Source organism: Clostridium beijerinckii (genome assembly GCF_008705175.1).
In the GTDB taxonomy this organism is placed as follows: domain Bacteria; phylum Bacillota; class Clostridia; order Clostridiales; family Clostridiaceae; genus Clostridium; species Clostridium beijerinckii.
Map to the genome: position 1 here is coordinate 203,459 of NZ_CP043998.1, position 19,341 is coordinate 222,799.

At 30.6% G+C, this 19,341-nt stretch carries 20 protein-coding genes; all 20 read left to right on the forward strand.

Annotated elements, in window-relative coordinates:
- Positions 1-145 precede the first annotated feature (145 nt).
- Positions 146-514: a 30S ribosomal protein S13 gene (gene rpsM / locus F3K33_RS01050; protein ID WP_011967530.1), complete on the forward strand. Its 369-nt coding sequence runs from the start codon at positions 146-148 to the stop codon at positions 512-514.
- A gap of 15 nt (positions 515-529) precedes the next feature.
- Entirely contained in the window at positions 530-925 is a 396-nt protein-coding gene (gene rpsK, locus F3K33_RS01055; RefSeq protein WP_011967531.1) for a 30S ribosomal protein S11, read from the forward strand.
- A gap of 30 nt (positions 926-955) precedes the next feature.
- Positions 956-1,576 (forward strand): 30S ribosomal protein S4, encoded by a 621-nt coding sequence (gene rpsD / locus F3K33_RS01060; RefSeq protein WP_011967532.1) that lies wholly within the window; start codon positions 956-958, stop codon positions 1,574-1,576.
- A gap of 102 nt (positions 1,577-1,678) precedes the next feature.
- Positions 1,679-2,626, forward strand: a complete 948-nt coding sequence (locus F3K33_RS01065) for a DNA-directed RNA polymerase subunit alpha (RefSeq protein WP_011967533.1) — start codon at positions 1,679-1,681, stop codon at positions 2,624-2,626.
- Between the two features lie 12 nt (positions 2,627-2,638).
- On the forward strand, positions 2,639-2,980 hold the full coding sequence (gene rplQ, locus F3K33_RS01070) for a 50S ribosomal protein L17 (protein WP_011967534.1): 342 nt from the start codon (positions 2,639-2,641) through the stop codon (positions 2,978-2,980).
- A gap of 233 nt (positions 2,981-3,213) precedes the next feature.
- Positions 3,214-4,065, forward strand: a complete 852-nt coding sequence (locus F3K33_RS01075; protein ID WP_023974815.1) for an energy-coupling factor transporter ATPase — start codon at positions 3,214-3,216, stop codon at positions 4,063-4,065.
- Positions 4,050-4,919, forward strand: a complete 870-nt coding sequence (locus F3K33_RS01080) for an energy-coupling factor transporter ATPase (RefSeq protein ID WP_023974814.1) — start codon at positions 4,050-4,052, stop codon at positions 4,917-4,919. The genes F3K33_RS01075 and F3K33_RS01080 overlap by 16 nt, the downstream gene beginning before the upstream one ends.
- A gap of 8 nt (positions 4,920-4,927) precedes the next feature.
- Positions 4,928-5,734, forward strand: coding sequence for an energy-coupling factor transporter transmembrane component T family protein (locus F3K33_RS01085; protein ID WP_017209692.1), 807 nt, complete (start codon positions 4,928-4,930; stop codon positions 5,732-5,734).
- Between the two features lie 16 nt (positions 5,735-5,750).
- Positions 5,751-6,485: a tRNA pseudouridine(38-40) synthase TruA gene (gene truA, locus F3K33_RS01090; protein ID WP_023974813.1), complete on the forward strand. Its 735-nt coding sequence runs from the start codon at positions 5,751-5,753 to the stop codon at positions 6,483-6,485.
- A 160-nt stretch (positions 6,486-6,645) separates the two neighbouring features.
- A complete protein-coding gene (rplM, locus tag F3K33_RS01095; RefSeq protein WP_011967539.1) occupies positions 6,646-7,080 on the forward strand; it encodes a 50S ribosomal protein L13 in 435 nt (144 codons plus the stop codon).
- 26 nt (positions 7,081-7,106) lie between these two features.
- Complete coding sequence (gene rpsI, locus F3K33_RS01100) at positions 7,107-7,499, forward strand: 30S ribosomal protein S9 (protein ID WP_008426638.1); 393 nt, start codon at positions 7,107-7,109, stop codon at positions 7,497-7,499.
- A gap of 516 nt (positions 7,500-8,015) precedes the next feature.
- Positions 8,016-8,678, forward strand: coding sequence for an N-acetylmuramoyl-L-alanine amidase CwlD (gene cwlD, locus F3K33_RS01105; protein WP_039772716.1), 663 nt, complete (start codon positions 8,016-8,018; stop codon positions 8,676-8,678).
- Between the two features lie 578 nt (positions 8,679-9,256).
- Positions 9,257-10,099 (forward strand): fumarate hydratase, encoded by an 843-nt coding sequence (locus F3K33_RS01110; RefSeq protein WP_023974811.1) that lies wholly within the window; start codon positions 9,257-9,259, stop codon positions 10,097-10,099.
- 204 nt (positions 10,100-10,303) lie between these two features.
- Positions 10,304-10,861: a Fe-S-containing hydro-lyase gene (locus F3K33_RS01115; RefSeq protein ID WP_023974810.1), complete on the forward strand. Its 558-nt coding sequence runs from the start codon at positions 10,304-10,306 to the stop codon at positions 10,859-10,861.
- A gap of 40 nt (positions 10,862-10,901) precedes the next feature.
- Positions 10,902-11,663, forward strand: a complete 762-nt coding sequence (locus F3K33_RS01120; protein WP_023974809.1) for a tetratricopeptide repeat protein — start codon at positions 10,902-10,904, stop codon at positions 11,661-11,663.
- Between the two features lie 65 nt (positions 11,664-11,728).
- Positions 11,729-12,421 (forward strand): response regulator transcription factor, encoded by a 693-nt coding sequence (locus tag F3K33_RS01125; RefSeq protein ID WP_023974808.1) that lies wholly within the window; start codon positions 11,729-11,731, stop codon positions 12,419-12,421.
- Positions 12,393-13,748 (forward strand): sensor histidine kinase, encoded by a 1,356-nt coding sequence (locus tag F3K33_RS01130; protein WP_023974807.1) that lies wholly within the window; start codon positions 12,393-12,395, stop codon positions 13,746-13,748. The genes F3K33_RS01125 and F3K33_RS01130 overlap by 29 nt, the downstream gene beginning before the upstream one ends.
- Positions 13,749-13,944: 196 nt before the next feature.
- A complete protein-coding gene (locus F3K33_RS01135; RefSeq protein WP_039772713.1) occupies positions 13,945-16,176 on the forward strand; it encodes a ribonucleoside-diphosphate reductase subunit alpha in 2,232 nt (743 codons plus the stop codon).
- A gap of 253 nt (positions 16,177-16,429) precedes the next feature.
- Entirely contained in the window at positions 16,430-17,464 is a 1,035-nt protein-coding gene (locus F3K33_RS01140) for a ribonucleotide-diphosphate reductase subunit beta (RefSeq protein ID WP_039772711.1), read from the forward strand.
- A gap of 230 nt (positions 17,465-17,694) precedes the next feature.
- Complete coding sequence (ptsP, locus tag F3K33_RS01145) at positions 17,695-19,314, forward strand: phosphoenolpyruvate--protein phosphotransferase (RefSeq protein ID WP_017209683.1); 1,620 nt, start codon at positions 17,695-17,697, stop codon at positions 19,312-19,314.
- Positions 19,315-19,341: the final 27 nt, after the last annotated feature.

Below are 19,341 nucleotides of genomic sequence, written 5' to 3' on the forward strand. Positions count from 1 at the left end.
GTCAAATATGATTATATAGTCGTTTAATTAATCAAAAATAAATTTTAGGGCGGCTGTCAATAGAATCGTCTATTGACCTAAAATTTTATTATAAATTATAAAATCAACTTTTATACATTTCAATTATCAGGAGGTGTAAATTTTAATGGCAAGAATATCAGGTATTGATCTACCAAGAGAAAAAAGAGTTGAAATAGGTTTAACATATATATATGGAATAGGATTATCAACTTCACAAAAAATCTTAGCTGTAACAGGAATTAATCCAGATACAAGAGTTAAGGATTTATCAGAAGAAGAAGTTAATGAAATCAGAACTTATATCAACAAGAATTTAATGGTTGAAGGTGACTTAAGAAGAGATGTCGCTTTAAATATCAAGAGATTAGTAGAAATAGGATCATATAGAGGAATTAGACATAGAAGAGGTCTTCCAGTAAGAGGACAAAAAACTAAGACTAATGCAAGAACTAGAAAAGGTCCTAAGAAGACAATAGCAAATAAGAAGAAATAGTAAGGAGGGAAGATAATGGCAGCTAAAACAGTAAAGAAAACTAGAAGAAGAAAAGAAAGAAAAAATGTTGAGCATGGTGCTGCACACATTAAGTCAACTTTTAATAATTCAATAGTTACTTTAACAGATGCAGTAGGAAATGCTTTATCATGGTCAAGTGCAGGAGCACTAGGTTTCAGAGGATCAAGAAAGAGCACACCATTTGCAGCTCAAATGGCAGCAGAAACTGCAGCTAAAGTAGCAATGGAACACGGCTTAAAAAGTATAGAGGTTTATGTTAAAGGACCTGGTTCAGGAAGAGAAGCAGCTATAAGATCCTTACAAGCAGCAGGACTAGAAGTAACTTTGATCAAAGATGTTACTCCAATACCACATAATGGTTGTAGACCACCAAAGAGAAGAAGAGTCTAATATAAATGTAGTAATAGGAGGTGTAATTTAATGGCAAGATATACTGGCGCTACATGTAGATTATGTAGAAGAGAAGGTATGAAACTTTTCCTTAAAGGTGATAGATGTTTTACAGATAAGTGTGCTTTCGTTAGAAGAAGCTATGCACCAGGACAACATGGAGCTAACAAAAAGAAAGTATCAAACTATGGTGTTCAATTAAGAGAAAAGCAAAAAGCAAGAAGAATTTATGGCATATTAGAAGGCCAATTTAGAACATATTATGAAAAAGCTGAGCATATTAAAGGTATAACAGGTGAAAACTTACTTAAATTACTAGAAATGAGACTTGATAACATAGTTTATAGATTAGGTTATGGTTCATCAAGAAATGAGGCAAGACAGTTAGTGACTCACGGACATTTCTTAGTAAATGGTAAAAAGGTTGACATTTGTTCATATCATGTTTCAGTTAATGATGTAATTACTGTATGCGAAAAGAGCAGATCAAGTGAAAAGTTCAAAACTTTTGTTGAAAATCCAAAAACTTTACCAAAATGGTTAGAAGCTAATGTTGATAACTATGAAGGAAAAGTAGTTGCAGAGCCATCAAGAGAAGATATAGATGTGCCTGTTAACGAAACACTTATTGTTGAGTTATACAGTAAATAATATATTTATATTTGTTAGAGAAATTTATCACAATATATGCAAATATAGAATCAGTTGCCCTCATAATAAGGTTGCCATTTTTAAAATAAGGAGGGTTTGTCAATGTTAGAAATCGAAAAGCCAATAATAGAATGTATAGAAGCTAATGAAGATGGTACTTATGGTAAGTACGTTGTTGAACCACTTGAAAGAGGATACGGTATTACATTAGGAAATGCCCTAAGAAGAATACTATTATCATCCCTTCCAGGAGTTGCAACAACCTCTGTCAAAATTGACGGTGTGCTTCATGAGTTTTCTACTGTTCAAGGAGTTAAAGAAGATGTTACTGAATTAATTCTTAATATCAAATCATTAGCTCTAAGGATGAATGGTGAAGGTCCAAAAGTTATTTATATTGATGCTAAAGGACCAGGAGAAGTTACTGGAGCAGATATAAAGACTGATGGTGATGTTGAAGTTGTTAATAAGAATTTACATATTGCAACTTTAGATAACGATGGAAGACTTTATATGGAATTGACAGTTAATAAAGGAAGAGGATATGTTACTCAGAATAAAAATAAGAGTGATGAATTACCAATTTCTGCTATAGCAGTTGATTCTATTTATACACCAGTAAAAAGAGTTAATTTTACTGTTGATAATACAAGAGTTGGTCAAATTACTGATTATGATAAATTAACTTTAGAAATTTGGACTAATGGTACTATAAAAATAGATGAAGCTATTAGTTTATCAGCAAAAATACTTATTGAACACTTTAAATTATTCATGTCATTAACAGATAATACTAATGACGTTGAAATAATGATAGAAAAAGAAGACGATAAGAAAGAAAAAGTCCTAGAAATGACTGTAGAAGAACTTGATTTATCAGTTAGATCATATAACTGTTTAAAGAGAGCCGGAATTAATACAGTCCAAGAACTTGCTACAAAATCTATGGATGATATGATGAAAGTAAGGAATCTAGGAAAGAAATCTTTAGAAGAAGTTGAAAGAAAGCTTAAAGAATTAGGTTTAGCCCTAAAACTAACCGAGGAGTAAGGAGGTAAATCCATGGCAGGTCATCGTAAATTAGGTCTTCCTACAGACCAAAGAAGAGCTATGCTAAGAAATCTTGTTACTAGTCTATTAAAACATGGTAAAATCGAGACAACTGAAACAAGAGCTAAAGAAACTAGATCAATAGCAGAAAAAATGATTACTCTTGGAAAAAGAGGAGATCTTCATGCTAGAAGACAAGTATTATCTTATGTTCAAGAAGAATTAGTTGTTAAGAATTTATTTGATAATGTAGCTCCAAAGTATACTGAAAGAAATGGCGGATATACAAGAATAATTAAAAAAGGTCCTAGAAGAGGGGACGGAGCTGAGATAGTAATACTTGAATTAGTATAATACTAATGGGGGATTAAGTTTAAACTTAATCCCCATTTTGACATAGAAAATAAAATTGGAACTTAATTTATTATAGAGATGTTTTCTTACTCAAGATATATATTTTTTTGTTGAATATGCTGGATTTTGAGATATAATGAAAATAATAATTTAATATCAAAGATAACAATGTTGTCTTTGAAAAACATTTGTATAATATATTAAAACTATAAAACATCATGGGGAGGTACACTATGAGTGATGCGATGATAAAGTGTGCAAAAGTATCTTTTAAATATGTAAAGGATACAGAAGGAGTTAAGCAAGAAAAATATGCGATAAAAGATGTAGATTTAGAGGTGAAAAAGGGGGAGTTTTTAGTAGTTTTAGGGCATAATGGATCAGGTAAATCAACGATAGCTAAGCATATGAATGCATTGGTCGTACCATCAGAGGGAACAGTGATTGTAGATGGCTTGGATACTAGTAAAATGGAGAATGTTTGGGAGATTAGATCTAGAGCAGGAATGGTGTTTCAAAATCCTGATAACCAATTAGTTGCCACCATAGTAGAAGAAGATGTAGCTTTTGGACCTGAGAATTTAGGAATAGAACCATTAGAGATAAGAAAAAGAGTCGATGAGAGTCTAGAGAAAGTTGGAATGAGCAAATATAAAAGGCATGCACCACATCTTTTATCTGGTGGGCAAAAGCAAAGAATTGCTATAGCAGGAATACTTGCAATACAACCTGAATGCATAATTTTTGATGAACCTACAGCAATGTTGGATCCATCAGGAAGAAGAGAAGTTCTAAAAACCATAAATGAATTAAATAAAGTTCATGGTATTACTATAGTATTAATAACACATTATATGGATGAGGCAGCTCAAGCTGATAGAATTGTAGTAATGGATGGTGGAAGTGTAAAAATGGAGGGGACTCCTAGAGAAATTTTTCCTCAGGTAGAGCGAATGAAAAAAATAGGTTTAGATGTTCCACAGGTTACTGAATTAGCTTATGAGCTAAAAAAGGCAGGAATAGATATAAATGAAAAAATATTAAATGTGGATGAGATGGTGAATGAATTATGTCAATTAAAGTAGAAAATTTAACACACATATATATGCCTAAGAGTCCATTTGAAAAGATTGCATTGGACAATGTGTCTTTAGAAATAAAAGACGGAGAATTTGTAGCACTAATTGGGCATACTGGCTCTGGTAAATCTACTTTAATACAACATTTTAATGGTTTACTAGAAGCAACTAGTGGAGAAATAATTGTTGATGGAACAAATATTACTGATAAAAAAGCAAAGCTTACGGATATAAGAAAAAAAGTTGGCTTGGTATTTCAGTATCCAGAATATCAAATCTTTGAGGAAACTATAGCTAAGGATATTGAATTTGGGCCTAGAAATTTAGGACTTTCCGATAGCGAAATTAATGATAGAGTAATTAGGGCGATGGAAATGGTTGGTCTAGACTATGAGACTTATAAAGATAGATCGCCATTTGATTTAAGCGGCGGTCAGAAGAGAAGAGTTGCAATTGCAGGAGTTATAGCAATGCAACCTACAACACTAATATTGGATGAGCCTACGGCAGGGTTAGATCCAAAGGGTAGAGATGATATATTAGATCAGATAAGAAAGCTACATGAGGATTATAATATGACTATAATTATAGTTAGTCATAGTATGGAGGATGTTGCAAAGATTGCAGAAAGAATTATTGTGATGAATGGCGGAAAAGTAGCACTACAAGGAACTCCAGCAGAAGTATTTAAAGAAGTTGATGTGCTAGAGAAGATAGGACTTGGCGTTCCTCAGGTAACATATCTAATAAGAGAACTAAGAAAAAAAGGATTTGACATTCCAGATAATATATTTACGATAGAGGAAGCAAAAAAGCAACTTTTGTCTACTTTGAGGATAAATAAAGTGAAAGGGGAATAGACAAAATTATGTTGAAGAATATTACAATAGGACAATATTTACCTGGAGAGTCATTTGTTCATAAGTTAGATCCTAGAACAAAAATACTTATATCAATACTTTTTATTGCATGTTTATTTATCATAAATAAATTTATAGGTTATACTTTTGTCGTTGTTTTTTTACTAGCTATAATATTGATCGCAAAGGTGCCATTTAGATTTATTTTTAATGGATTGAAGCCAATTTTTCTATTGATAGTCTTAACAGCTGCTCTAAATATATTTATGGTTAGGGGAGCTGAAGGGACAGAAGTTTTTAGTATTGGATTTTTAAAGGCATATCCAGAGGGGTTAAGTATTGCAGCATTTATGGCAATAAGATTAATTCTATTAATAGTAGGAACATCACTGTTAACATTAACAACATCTCCAATTGAGTTAACTGATGGAATCGAAAAATTATTAAGGCCAATTGGAAAAGAAATGGCTCATGAACTTGCTATGATGATGACAATAGCCTTACGATTTATACCTACTTTAATAGATGAAACGGATAAAATAATGAAAGCTCAGAAGGCTAGAGGAGCTGATTTTGAGTCAGGCGGAATAATAAAAAAGGCTAAGAGTTTAGTACCATTATTAGTGCCTCTATTTATCAGTTCATTTAGAAGAGCAGATGAATTAGCAATGGCAATGGAAGCAAGAGGCTATAGAGGTGGTGCTGGGCGAACTAGAATGAAAATACTTGAATTTTCGTATAGGGACCTGGTTGCTTTTATTGTATTTTGTATTTTAGTTTTATGGTGCATAGCTGTAAGATTCATTATGCTATAGGAGTAAGATAACTTAAATGAGAAATATAAAATTAATTATTGAGTTTGATGGAAGTAACTTTTGCGGATGGCAAAGGCAACCTAAAGGAAGAACTGTTCAAAAAGTAATAGAGACAGCAATATTTAAGGCTACTGGAGAGGAAATTATGATTAATGGAAGTTCCAGGACTGATGCTGGTGTTCACGCAAGGGAAATGGTTGCAAATTTTTTGACTAATTCTTCAATACCTGGAGATAAGTTCAGAGAAGCTATTAATACAAGATTGCCAGAAGATGTATCTATAATTAAATCAGAAGAGGTAAGTGAAGATTTTCATGCAAGATATTCATCAAAGGGAAAGACATACTCTTATACAATCGTAAATAGATATGAAAGGTTATCTTTAGGTCATCAATATCTGTATCATTATAAGTATAAATTGGATATAAATGAGATGAGAAGAGCATGTGAATATTTTATAGGGAGACATGACTTTAGGGCGTTTATGTCTCCAGGAAGCTCAATAAAAACTACAACAAGAACTATTCAGGATCTCTATATAGAGCAAAATGGAAATGAAATAAAAATATTTATTACGGCTGATGGATTTTTGTATAATATGGTGAGAATAATAGTAGGCACATTAATAAAGATTGGAAATGGAAAGCTGGAAGCGGAAAATATAAAAGATATAATAGAAGAAGGAAATAGAAAAAAAGCAGGAATGTGCGTACCGCCAAACGGATTAATATTAGAAAAAGTTTTCTATTAAATGATAAAAATGTGTTGACACGCCCGTGTGCGTGTATTATAATAGGTTTGTTTGTTAAAACATTTATGTATATAAGATCCACTAGCCCCGGGTCTTGACATAAAAAATCTTACTTAAAATAATAAGTAAAGAATTAATGTAAGTTCAGGGAGGGAAACAGATGAAATCATACATTGCTAAAGCAAGTGAAATTGAAAGAAAATGGTATGTAGTTGATGCTGCTGGTAAGCCACTAGGTAGAGTTGCTAGCCAAGTTGCTTCAATTTTAAGAGGTAAAAATAAACCAACATTTACACCTAATGTTGACTGCGGAGATTTTGTTATTGTAATTAATGCAGAAAAGGTAGTTTTAACTGGTAAGAAATTAGATCAAAAATTAATGAGAAAGCATAGTCTTTACCCAGGCGGATTAAAAGAAACTCCTTATAGAGTAGTATTAGATAAAAAGCCTGAATTTGCTTTTGAAGAAGCAGTAAGAAGAATGCTTCCAAACGGTGTTTTAGGAAGACAAATGTTAAAGAAATTAAATGTATATAGAGGTGCAGAACATAATCATGCGGCTCAAAAACCAGAAGTACTAGAATTAAGATACTAATACGATCTCGGGAGGAGGAAAAAGAAATGGCAAAAGTTCAATACATGGGAACTGGAAGAAGAAAGAAATCAGTTGCAAGAGTAAGACTTGTACCAGGAAGTGGTAAGGTTCTTGTAAATAAAAGAGAAATAGAAAACTTTTTTGGTTTAGAAACATTAAGAGTTATCGTAAACCAACCATTAGTTTTAACTGGAACTAAGGATAGATTTGACGTTTTAGTAAATGTTCACGGTGGTGGATTTACAGGTCAAGCAGGAGCTATTAGACATGGTATAGCTAGAGCATTAGTTAAATCTGATGAAGCTTTAAAGCCAGAATTAAAGAAGGCTGGATTCTTAACAAGAGACCCAAGAATGAAAGAAAGAAAGAAATACGGTCTTAAAGCAGCAAGAAGAGCTCCACAATTCTCAAAGAGATAATATTTGGAGATCAAAAATCCCACAAACGCGGTGTTTGTGGGATTTTTATTTTATATAAAAATATGTGATTTTAAAGAACAAATATAAATAATAGTTATTACATTTCTAGTAATGCGGTTCTGGTGCCACTTCCTAATATAGTTATAAATTCTTCTATTATATATATGTTCAAACTAAGCCTATATATTTTGCCTTAAATGAATTCTTTAGCTATTACAAGTCTAAATATGGCGCTACTATATACAATATATATTCATGTATATATAAGTTCTAAATGGTATAATTCATTTTTAATAAAATTATTAACATTTCTATATATGGTAATTACAAATGGATTTCAATTGATTAAATATTTTAGATATTATATTAAAAATTGTGGTGATACATCTATTGGGTGTTCTATAAAATATGCTTAATAAAAAATAAAAGTTTATTAATATAAATGAATTTGAATAATTAAGATTGTATAGCAAACAATACACTATGTAAGTCTAAATGATTTGGAGGAATAGTTTTATGAGAATGAAAAAATGGATAGCATTGTTCTGCATATTTTGCTTAATGTCTGGAATTCCAGTAAGAACAAATTCCGAAGAAAATAAAGATAAAAGGATAATATTGATAGATCCTGGTCATGGAGGAATTGATGGGGGAGCAAAATCAAAGAGTGGAACTATAGAGAAGGATATAAATTTATCTATATCCTTAAAGTTAAAACAGGAGCTGGAGGATGCTGGATATGCTGTGTATATGACAAGAGAAGGAGATTCTCAATTGGATGCGAAGAAAGTTAAAGATCTCAATGCCAGATGTCAAATGAAGAAAGATGTTAAATGTGATATATTTATATCTATACATCAGAATATGTTTCCACAGTCCAGTTGCTTTGGGTCTCAAGTTTGGTATTCATCGAATGAGATCAGCAAGTCTTTAGCAGAAAATATTCAAGCATCACTCAAAGAAACAATAAATGATAATAATAAGAGAGTTCCCAAGGCAGCAAAGGAACAATATAGAATACTTAGAGATGGATATGAGGGTGCATGTGTTCTCGTAGAATGTGGCTTTTTATCTAATTATGAGGAAGAGCAAAAACTAAAAAGTGATGAACATCAGGACAAAATAGCAAAAGGAATAACAGCTGGTATCAATAAATATTTTGAAAGTAAAGATAGCTAGTTATTTAATTTCATAAAAATGGGACCAACTTTTATGCTGTTTTTTGGATAGTCATAAGAGTGGTATAATTTGTCTACTAATAAAAAAAGATTATACAATAACAAACAGGTTAAAAGAACAATTAAAAAGTAAATTAGTATAGTAAGGAATTTATCTAAATTTTTAGGGTTCATAAATTAACCTCTCAAATATATAAAATAATTATATATGTTGCAATTGAATTCTTGCATTTTTAAAATTCAATACTTGGCTTACAAGTATTTTAAATGTAAGCCAGTTATTGCAACATATATATATAATTATAGTAGTAATGAACTATAATTATGAGCGATAAATTTAAAAATAGAAAAAGTATTTAGTAATATTAAGCAGGAAAATACTAAAAATCATCATAGAGAATGCTCCGTTTATGATTATGATGTACAGTATATACCGCAATTGCTTGTATGGAGGTCTGAGAATTATTGGATCAAATAAAATTTATTTGGGGTTGTAAATAGTAAGAAATACTTTTAAACTTATATGTAGTAATAAGTATAAATGTATAGTTTATAAGCGATAATAAAGGAGCTGTAAGAATGAGAGAAATAAATGTTGAACTTATAACAGAAGCTATTAAAAATTTATCAATTGAAGCTAATTATTTCTTAGGATCAGATATTAATGATGCATTATTAAATGCTAAGAAAGAAGAACCATGGAAATTAGCATCAGATGTTTTAGATAAGATATTAATAAATTCAGAAATTGCAAGAAATGAAAAAATGCCTATGTGCCAAGATACGGGAATGGCATGTGTATTTATTGAAATAGGACAAGATGTTCATTTAGTTGGTGGAAGGATTGAAGATGCTATTAATGAAGGAGTACGTAGGGGATATGAGGAAGGATTTCTAAGAAAATCGGTAGTAAAAGATCCGATAAGAAGAGTTAATACAAAGGACAACACTCCAGCTATAATATATTATGACATAGTGGATGGTGATAAGGTTAAGATCATATTAGCACCAAAGGGATTTGGTTCTGAAAATATGAGTAAAATAGGTATGTTAAAGCCATCAGATGGACTGGATGGAGTGAAGAAGTTCATAATAGATACAGTTAAAGCGGCAGGACCTAACCCATGTCCTCCTATGGTAATAGGTGTTGGAATTGGAGGGACTTTTGATAAGGCAGCATACTTAGCTAAGAAAGCATTATTAAGACCCATCAATATAAGGAATGAAGATGAATTTTATAAGGAATTAGAATTGGAACTATTACAAGAAGTAAATAAATTGGGAATTGGACCACAAGGCTTCGGAGGTAAAACAACTGCATTAGGGTTAAATATAGAGACTTATTCAACGCATATTGCGGGGTTACCTGTTGCGGTAAATATAAATTGTCATGCTACCAGACATAAAGAGGTAATACTATAAAAACTATGATTTAAATAAGATATATATAAGTTCTAAATAACATAGCTAATTCTTTATGAACTATCTAACTTTCATTATTTGACTGCTTAAGATGAAGCTTTGATGAATTAAATTTTTTAGAGTCATATATTTTATTAAAAGTCTAATTGGTAAGAATGCATTAGAAATAAAAATTGAAATTATATGTATGATTGGAGAAAAGGTATGGAAATTAAATTAGAGACACCTCTTAATGAAGAAAAGATAAGACAATTAAAAGCAGGAGATAGTATTTTGTTAAGTGGGATAATATATTCTGCTAGAGATGCCGCACATAAAAGATTGATAGAATTGCTTTATGAAGGGAAGGAACTGCCTTTTAATATAAAAGATCAGGTTATATACTATGTTGGACCATCACCAGCTAAGCCAGGTACTGTTATAGGATCTGCTGGTCCAACAACTAGCTACAGAATGGATGCTTATGCACCTAAATTAATGGACATTGGACTAAAAGGAATGATAGGTAAAGGTGCAAGAAACGGTGAAGTAATTAGTTCAATCAAAAGCAATGAGGCAGTATACTTTGGAGCAATTGGAGGGGCGGCCGCATTAATAGGAAAAAGTATTATTAAGTCTGAAATAATCGCTTATGAAGATTTAGGTGCTGAAGCTATAAGAAAAATGGAGGTTAAGGATATGCCTCTAGTTGTTATTATAGATGCTCAAGGAAATAACTTGTATGAAATTGGTCAAAGAGAATATTTAGATTCGGTAAAATAAAATGAAGTTATATATTAAGCCGTATTAAAAGGAGAAATATATGAGCAGAATTAAGTTACCAGGAAAAGAGAAAAATAAAAGAATACTATTATTTGTGCTAGTGCTAATAGCATTGGGAATAATATCTCATGAATTTATAGAAAATGGAAATGGAAAGGATAAGAAATATAAAGAAGAAAAAGAAATAATAATGCCTGAGGGAACGCAACAATCAGATAATAATGTAGCCAATAAAGAACTAGAAAGTATAGATATGAAGGATGATTCTAAAAAGGCTGTTAATGATAAAACAAATGAAAAGTCTAGTTATTCGGAAAGGGAAAATGAATTATACGACGAAGCATATAATTTATTTTTTTCACATAAGTACACTGAGTCAATTAGCAAAGCAGATTTGCTTATAAATGAATTTCCAAGTAATGCAATGGGATATAATATAAGAGGAATTGCGAAGTCTTATAATGGAGATTTCAATAGTGGTATAGATGATATAGATAAGGCATTAAGTATTGATAACAATTATGGATATGCAAGGTTTAATAAAGCACTTACATATGAATTATATGGAAGAATGGATGATGCACTTGAATGGTATAATAAGGCTTTAGATGTTGAAGATTATGAATGGAGTTATTATGGTATAGCATCTATTTATGGAAGAAGAGGAGACATAAAAAATACAATGCTGTATTTGAATAAAGCAATACAAATAGATGCATCAATAAAGGAAATAGCAAAAGAAGAACATGATTTTGATCCAGTCAAAAATTCAGAAGAATTTAAAAAAGCAGTGTATAATTAATATTTAGAAGATAAGTTCATTGTAAAACAATATTATGTGAGACGTGAACTTTAGGAGGAATTTGTATGTTCAATGTATTAGTAGTTGATGACGAAAAGGAAATACGAGATGCAATTGAAATATATTTAAGAGGCGAAAATTTAAAAGTATTTAAGGCTGAGGATGGATTGGAAGCTTTAGATATTCTTGAAAAAGAAAAAATACATTTAATTATACTAGATATAATGATGCCTAGATTTGATGGGATACGTACTTGTTTAAAGATAAGAGAAAGTCAAAACTTACCTATAATAATGTTATCTGCAAAAGGCGAAGATTCAGATAAAATATTAGGATTAAATGTAGGGGCGGATGATTATATAACTAAACCATTTAACCACTTAGAATTGGTAGCAAGAGTTAAATCTCAATTAAGAAGGTATGAGAAACCTCTAAATGTAGAAGAGGGTAAGGATATAATTAAAGTTAAAGATTTAGTAATAGATACCGTTGCAAAAAAGATTACTTTGCGAGGGGAAGATGTTAAGGTAACAGCTACAGAATACAAAATATTATATTTGCTAGCATCAAACTTAGGAAAAGTATTTTCTATTAAAGAGATATACGAAAACGTGTGGGAAGAGATATTTTACAAAAGTGAAAATACAGTAACCGTACATATTAGGAGAATAAGAGAAAAAATTGAAATAAACACAAAAGAGCCTGAATATATCAAGGTGGTGTGGGGGATTGGATACAAGATTGAAAAGGAAGATTAAGCTATATTTTAGTAGCATCTATTTAGTAGATATAATAATCGTAGCATTGATAACATTATTTTTACTTTCAGCATTGGGTGATTATATACAGATCAATAGGTCGCAACACAGCTTAGCAGTTAATAGAATTAAAAGTGATTTAAGAGGACTAATTTTCTTAGCTGCCATATATGTGGCGTTTATTACAAAGATTATTTTCATATTGAAAAAGAATCAAAATTCACCTAGAATACAATCTGATTTTGTTAATAATGTGATTTTTGTAATTAAAAATGGATTTCATTATAAAGAAACAAGGAGCAAATTAATAATATCCATTGCATTAGCATTGATATTGTTAATTGCATATTTATATTTTCTTGCTACTGGAGGATATGAAAATAATATATTTGTGAAGTTTTTTCAAACGTATCCGTTTAAAGGAAGTGTATTTGTTATTATAATATTATTTTTCACTATGATGTATGCATTAAAGAAGACTCTAGACATAATAGTCGTAAATGATGCACTCAGAAGAGTTAGTGAAGGAAATTTGCAAGATGATATTAAATTGGATGGATCGCCTGCGATAAAAGAACTTGCAAAAAATATTAACTTAATAAAAGCGGGATATAAGGAAATATTAGAAGATGGTGTCCACAATGAGAAACTGAAAACAGAATTAATATCGAATGTATCGCATGACTTAAAGACGCCTTTAACATCAATTATAAATTATGTTAACATACTAAAGAATAGTGATATAACGGAGGAAGAAAGAGAAGAATACTTGTTAATATTAGAGAGAAAGTCGCTAAAATTAAAAGTATTAATTGAAGATTTATTTGAAATGTCAAAAATCAATAGTGGGAAAATTAAGTTAAATAGAGAGTTAATAGACATACTATCATTAATACATCAAGGTATAGGTGAATACAGTACTTTATATGAGGAAAAAAATATTTCCTTTAAAGTAACAAGTGAAGAAGATGCTGTATATATGGAACTTGATGGAAAGATGATGTCAAGAGCCTTAGAAAATATAATAATTAATGCACTAAAGTATTCAATGAGCAATACTAGGGTTTATATTAATGTAAAAATAGATGGTGATTATGTTAATGTCGGCGTGAAAAATATTGCTAATTACGAAATGGATTTTAATGAAGACGAAATGTTTGAAAGATTTGCAAGAGGAGATAAGTCTAGAAATTCGAAAGTAGAAGGTTCGGGATTAGGTCTAGCAATCACAAAGAGTATAGTTGAACTTCATGGTGGAGAAGTTAAAATAAAAAAAGAAGGAGATATGTTTAAAATTTATCTTATGCTTCCAATAAATAAGGGATAAAAAATATTAATAAATAAATTTTATCAATTAGGTAGTTAATCTATAGAAAACTAAAGATTAGCTACTTTTTTCATATATATCTATAAATTTTAAGGTTTTACAATTATGATGCTAACAATTATAATATACGATATGTTGTATAGAAAAATTAAATTACATACAAAAAACACAATATGTAGTAGGGAGAGATAATTGAATGTCGCTTTTGAGTGAATTATGCAAAGATGCTATTAATGCAATTAAAGATAATGAGGGGCTTTATACAGAAGATAAACTATTAGATGCTTTAAATCCAATTATAAGAAAAGATATGAATAAAAGAGAAATAAGAAATTCATTGATACAAGTAGCTCTGGAATTAACTACAGATATGGAGCCTAATTGGCAATATGTAGCAGCTAGGGCGTATACATATGAACTTTATGATAGAGTTAGAAGTTCTAGAAATTTAGAGGATGATAAGAATTTATACCAGGATTATTACGAATTTATTGAATCTCTAACTGAAAGAGGTCTTTATGGAGAATATATTTTAAAGAATTACTCAAGAGATGATATTTTAGAACTGGAGAAGGATATAAAGCCAGAAAGGGATTTTCTATTTAATTATAGTGGAATTAATCTTTTAGCAAGTAGATACTTAGTTCAAGATTATAATAGAAGTCCTATAGAACTTCCTCAGCAAATGTTTATGGGAATAGCTATGCATCTTGCAATTCCAGAGAAAGAGGAAAATAGAGTATATTGGGCAAAGAGATTTTATGATGTACTTAGTTCGTTAAAAGCCACTATGGCAACTCCGACAATGTCTAATGCACGAAAGCCATTTTATCAATTAAGTTCATGCTTTATAGATTCAGTGGAAGATAGTTTAGAGGGAATCTATAAATCCCTTGATAATTTCGCTAAAGTATCTAAATTTGGCGGTGGAATGGGTATATATATGGGGAAAATTAGAGCATTAGGTTCACCAATAAGAGGATTTAAGGGAGCATCTGGAGGGGTAATACCGTGGGTTAAATTATTTAATGATACAGCAATAGCTGTAGATCAGTTAGGTGTGAGAAATGGCTCGGTAGCAATATGGTTAGATGCATGGCATAAGGATATTCCTGAGTTTCTTCAAATAAGGACTAATAATGGGGATGATAGGAAAAAGGCACATGACGTATTTCCAGGTATATGTTATCCAGACCTATTTTGGAGGCTTGCTGAAAATGATATAGATGCTAATTGGTATATGATGTGTCCACATGAGATTAAGAACATTAAAGGATATGCATTAGAAGACTTTTATGGAGAGCAATGGGAAGAAAAGTATTATGAATGTGTAAGCGATGAGCGAATAGAGAAAAGAGTAATGTCAGTAAAAGATTTAGTGAGATTAATCATAAAGAGTGCAGTTGAAACAGGAGCACCATTCGCATTTTATAGAGATATGACAAATAAAATGAATCCTAATAAGCATAACGGAATGATATATTCATCAAATTTATGTACTGAAATTATGCAGAATATGAGTCCGATGAAGATACAAAAAAGTCAAATTCTTAGTGATAAAGATGAATATGCTGTGGTTGAGAAAATAATACCAGGAGATTTTGTTGTATGTAATCTTTCATCAGTAGTACTTGGAAATATAGATGTATGTAATGATAAAGAAGTAGAATATGTTGTTGAAACTCAGATTAGAGCAATGGATAATGTAATTGACTTAAACTATTATTCAGTTCCTTTTGCTGAGATTACGAACAAAAAGTATAGGGCAATAGGTCTTGGAACTAGTGGATATCATCATATGCTTGTTAACAATAAGATACATTGGACGGAAGAAGAACATAAAAGTTTTGTGGATAAAATTTATGAGAAGATAAACTACTATGCTGTAAAAGCCAGTATGAACATATCAAAAGAAAAAGGATGCTATGAATTGTTTAAGGGATCTGATTGGGATACTGGAGAGTATTTCAGATTAAGAAACTACAATAGCTCTAAATGGAATGAACTAAAGGAGCTAGTTCATGAATTTGGAACTAGAAATGGATATTTAATTGCAGTAGCACCAAATGGTTCGACGGCAACAATTGCAGGAACAACAGAAGGAATTGATCCTATTATGGCGAGATTCTATTTAGAAGAAAAAAAGGGAAGTATAATTCCTAAGACTGCACCAAATCTTTCAGAAGATAATTATTGGTATTATAATTCGGCTTATAATATAGAACAAATGTGGTGTGTTAAAATGAATGGAATACGTCAAAGGCATATAGATCAAGGTCAATCCTTTAATCTTTATATAACGAGTAGCTATACAATGAGGCAAATAATGAACTTATATATAGAAGCATGTAAATGTGGTGTTAAATCTATATATTATGTCAGATCAAAATCATTAGAAGTGACAGAATGTGAAAATTGTTCAGCGTAAGTGTACTTTATAATCTATGTATCAATACTTAGTATTAGGGGGTATACATAGTGAGATTGATAAACGAGAACTCAAATTTTATATTTGAGTTCTCAAGTTAATTTAGTTCTTTGATACTAATTGGTTATTTGAACTTATGAAAACTAAAATATATGAATAATTATGATATATTTAGATATAAAATGTTTAGAATTAATTGCTATATAACTAACACATGTTAGCTATATAATGCTTAGAGAATAGGAGTGCAGATATGACTATAAATAAAAAACCTCTTTTTAATGAATTGGGAGATAGAGAAATCAGTAAAAAGAGAATTATAAACGGTAATACTACAAACTTAAATGATTTTAATAATATGAAATATAGCTGGGTTTCAGACTGGTATAGGCAAGGAATGAATAATTTCTGGATACCGGAGGAAGTAAATCTTTCACAAGATTTAAAGGATTATCAAAACCTATTAGAAGAAGAAAGAATTGCATATGATAAGATATTGTCATTTTTAATATTTCTAGATTCTATACAAACAGCAAACTTAAGTAATATAAATAATTATATTACAGCAAGTGAGATAAATCTGTGTTTAACAATTCAAAGTTTTCAAGAAGCAGTACATTCGCAAAGCTATAGCTACATGCTTGATAGCATATGTTCTCCTGAAAAAAGGAACGAAATATTATATCAATGGAAAGATGATGAGATACTCTTGAAAAGAAATAAATTCATAGGAGACTTATACAATGAATTTATAGAGAATCCAACGGAATACAATTTATTAAGAACACTTATGGCTAATTACATATTAGAAGGTATATATTTTTATTCTGGATTTATGTTCTTCTATAACCTGGAGAGAAATGGTAAGATGCCAGGATCTGCACAAGAAATTAGGTATATAAATAGGGATGAAAATACTCATCTGTGGCTTTTTAGAAATATTATAAAAGAGCTACAAAATGAAAATCCGGAGCTATTTACTGAAGAAGTAAAAAATGAATTAAGAAATATGATGAAGATTGGTGTAGAACAAGAAATTTTATGGGGACATTATGTTATAGGAGATAAGATACAAGGGATAAATAAGCAATTAATTGAAAATTATATAAAATATTTAGGAAATAAAAGATTGAAAGAAATAAATTTATCTCCATTATTCAAAGAACAAGATAAGAACCCAGCTTCATGGGTAGATACTCTATCAAATGCAAATTCTGTTAAAACTGATTTCTTCGAAGCAAGATCTACTGCGTATGCAAAAGTGACAACTTTGATTGATGATTTATAAATAGATTTATAAAATATAAAAATAATAGGGAATAGATGGTAATAGATAAATGGAGAGATACTTTTTTTAGTAAAAATCATAAAAAACGATTAAATTTAAGTTAATTTTTTTGTGAATTATGTTATAATAGAAAAGGTTTATACTTAAAATAAAACTTGCAAATACACGAATTAATGTAAGAAATACTTACTTAATAAATGAAATTTACAATCAAGGAGGAGTTCCATATTATGAAAAAAGGTATTGCTGCTTCTAAAGGATATGCAATAGGAAAAGTATTTTTACAAGAGCATGAGGAAATCATTATAAATGACAGTAAAATTGCAGATATAGATGCAGAAAAAGCAAAAATGCAAAAAGCATTGGATGATTCTAAAGTACAATTAGAAGCTATTAAAGATAAGGCAGAAAAAGAAATGGGTGCAGAGAAGGCAGCTGTATTTGAAGCACACATTACATTATTAGATGACCCAGAATTTACTGGAGCAATGATGATGGAAATTGAAAACAATAGTATAAATGGATTAAAGGCTATTGAGAGTGTTGCTAATACTTTTGTTGCTATATTTGAATCTATGGATAATGAATATATGAGAGAAAGAGCTGCTGATATTAAAGATGTATCTAAGAGAATATTATCAAATTTTGCAGGTAAGGGCGGAGATTCTTTTGCAATTACTGAAGAAAATACAGTAGTTGTAGCTCACGATTTAACTCCATCTGATACAGCAGGATTAGATAGAACTAAGGTTGTTGGATTTATAACTAATATAGGTGGAAGAACTTCACATGCAGCTATAATGGCTAGAACTTTAGAGATTCCAGCAGTACTTGGATTAGGTGATATAACTACAGCTGTTAAAACAGGGGATGCAGTTATAGTTGATGGAATAACAGGAGATGTTATTATAAATCCATCAGAAGAAGTTTTAGCAGAATATAGAGAGAAAAAAGCAAAATTCCAAGCAGAACAAGAAGAATTAAAGAAATTAATAGATGTTAAAACAACTACTAAATCAGGTAGAAGAATAGAAGTTTGCGGAAACATTGGTAAACCAGAAGATGTACTAGGTGTTTTAGCAAATGGTGGAGACGGTGTTGGATTATTCAGAACAGAGTTTCTATACATGGATAGAGATAGTGCTCCAACAGAGGACGAACAATATGAATCATATAAATTTGTTCTTGAAAAAATGGAAGGTAAGCAAGTTGTTATAAGAACTTTAGATATCGGAGGAGATAAAACGCTTCCATATTTACCATTACCAGAAGAAATGAATCCATTCTTAGGATATAGAGCAATAAGACTTTGTTTAGATAGAAAAGATATATTTAAAGTTCAGTTAAGAGCATTGCTTAGAGCTTCTATATATGGAAATCTTGCAGTTATGTTCCCAATGATTTCTGGATTAGAAGAATTTGAGCAAGCAAAAGAAGTTGTTGAAGAATGTAAAGCAGAATTAAAAGCTGAAGGAAAAGAATATTCAGAAAAAATCCAATGGGGCATAATGGTTGAAATTCCAGCAGCAGCAGTTTATGCAGATGAATTAGCTAAACATGTTGATTTCTTCTCAATAGGAACTAATGACTTAATTCAATACACATTAGCAGCTGATAGAATGAGCGAAAAAGTTTCATATCTTTATAATCCAATGCATCCAGCAGTATTAAGATTAATAAAGATGACTATTGATGGAGCTCATAAACACGGTAAATGGGTTGGAATGTGTGGAGAAATGGCTGGAGATGAAGCAGCTATCCCAACATTAGTTGAATATGGATTAGATGAATTCTCAATGAGTGCTACATCAATCTTAAATGCTAAAAAGATAATGTTAGAACAAGAATAATATATCGTTTATATAATTAAGGCTATC

Bases quoted from the DNA above. Each gene is read 5' to 3' on its own strand.
- F3K33_RS01140 (WP_039772711.1), top strand. From the start codon at position 16,430: ATGACTATAAATAAAAAACCTCTTTTTAATGAATTGGGAGATAGAGAA.
- F3K33_RS01080 (WP_023974814.1), top strand. From the start codon at position 4,050: ATGTCAATTAAAGTAGAAAATTTAACACACATATATATGCCTAAGAGT.
- F3K33_RS01135 (WP_039772713.1), top strand. From the start codon at position 13,945: ATGTCGCTTTTGAGTGAATTATGCAAAGATGCTATTAATGCAATTAAA.
- F3K33_RS01115 (WP_023974810.1), top strand. From the start codon at position 10,304: ATGGAAATTAAATTAGAGACACCTCTTAATGAAGAAAAGATAAGACAA.
- truA (WP_023974813.1), top strand. From the start codon at position 5,751: ATGAGAAATATAAAATTAATTATTGAGTTTGATGGAAGTAACTTTTGC.
- F3K33_RS01120 (WP_023974809.1), top strand. From the start codon at position 10,902: ATGAGCAGAATTAAGTTACCAGGAAAAGAGAAAAATAAAAGAATACTA.
- F3K33_RS01110 (WP_023974811.1), top strand. From the start codon at position 9,257: ATGAGAGAAATAAATGTTGAACTTATAACAGAAGCTATTAAAAATTTA.
- rplM (WP_011967539.1), top strand. From the start codon at position 6,646: ATGAAATCATACATTGCTAAAGCAAGTGAAATTGAAAGAAAATGGTAT.
- rpsI (WP_008426638.1), top strand. From the start codon at position 7,107: ATGGCAAAAGTTCAATACATGGGAACTGGAAGAAGAAAGAAATCAGTT.
- F3K33_RS01065 (WP_011967533.1), top strand. From the start codon at position 1,679: ATGTTAGAAATCGAAAAGCCAATAATAGAATGTATAGAAGCTAATGAA.
- cwlD (WP_039772716.1), top strand. From the start codon at position 8,016: ATGAGAATGAAAAAATGGATAGCATTGTTCTGCATATTTTGCTTAATG.
- rpsK (WP_011967531.1), top strand. From the start codon at position 530: ATGGCAGCTAAAACAGTAAAGAAAACTAGAAGAAGAAAAGAAAGAAAA.
- rplQ (WP_011967534.1), top strand. From the start codon at position 2,639: ATGGCAGGTCATCGTAAATTAGGTCTTCCTACAGACCAAAGAAGAGCT.
- ptsP (WP_017209683.1), top strand. From the start codon at position 17,695: ATGAAAAAAGGTATTGCTGCTTCTAAAGGATATGCAATAGGAAAAGTA.
- rpsD (WP_011967532.1), top strand. From the start codon at position 956: ATGGCAAGATATACTGGCGCTACATGTAGATTATGTAGAAGAGAAGGT.
- F3K33_RS01125 (WP_023974808.1), top strand. From the start codon at position 11,729: ATGTTCAATGTATTAGTAGTTGATGACGAAAAGGAAATACGAGATGCA.
- F3K33_RS01075 (WP_023974815.1), top strand. From the start codon at position 3,214: ATGAGTGATGCGATGATAAAGTGTGCAAAAGTATCTTTTAAATATGTA.
- F3K33_RS01085 (WP_017209692.1), top strand. From the start codon at position 4,928: ATGTTGAAGAATATTACAATAGGACAATATTTACCTGGAGAGTCATTT.
- rpsM (WP_011967530.1), top strand. From the start codon at position 146: ATGGCAAGAATATCAGGTATTGATCTACCAAGAGAAAAAAGAGTTGAA.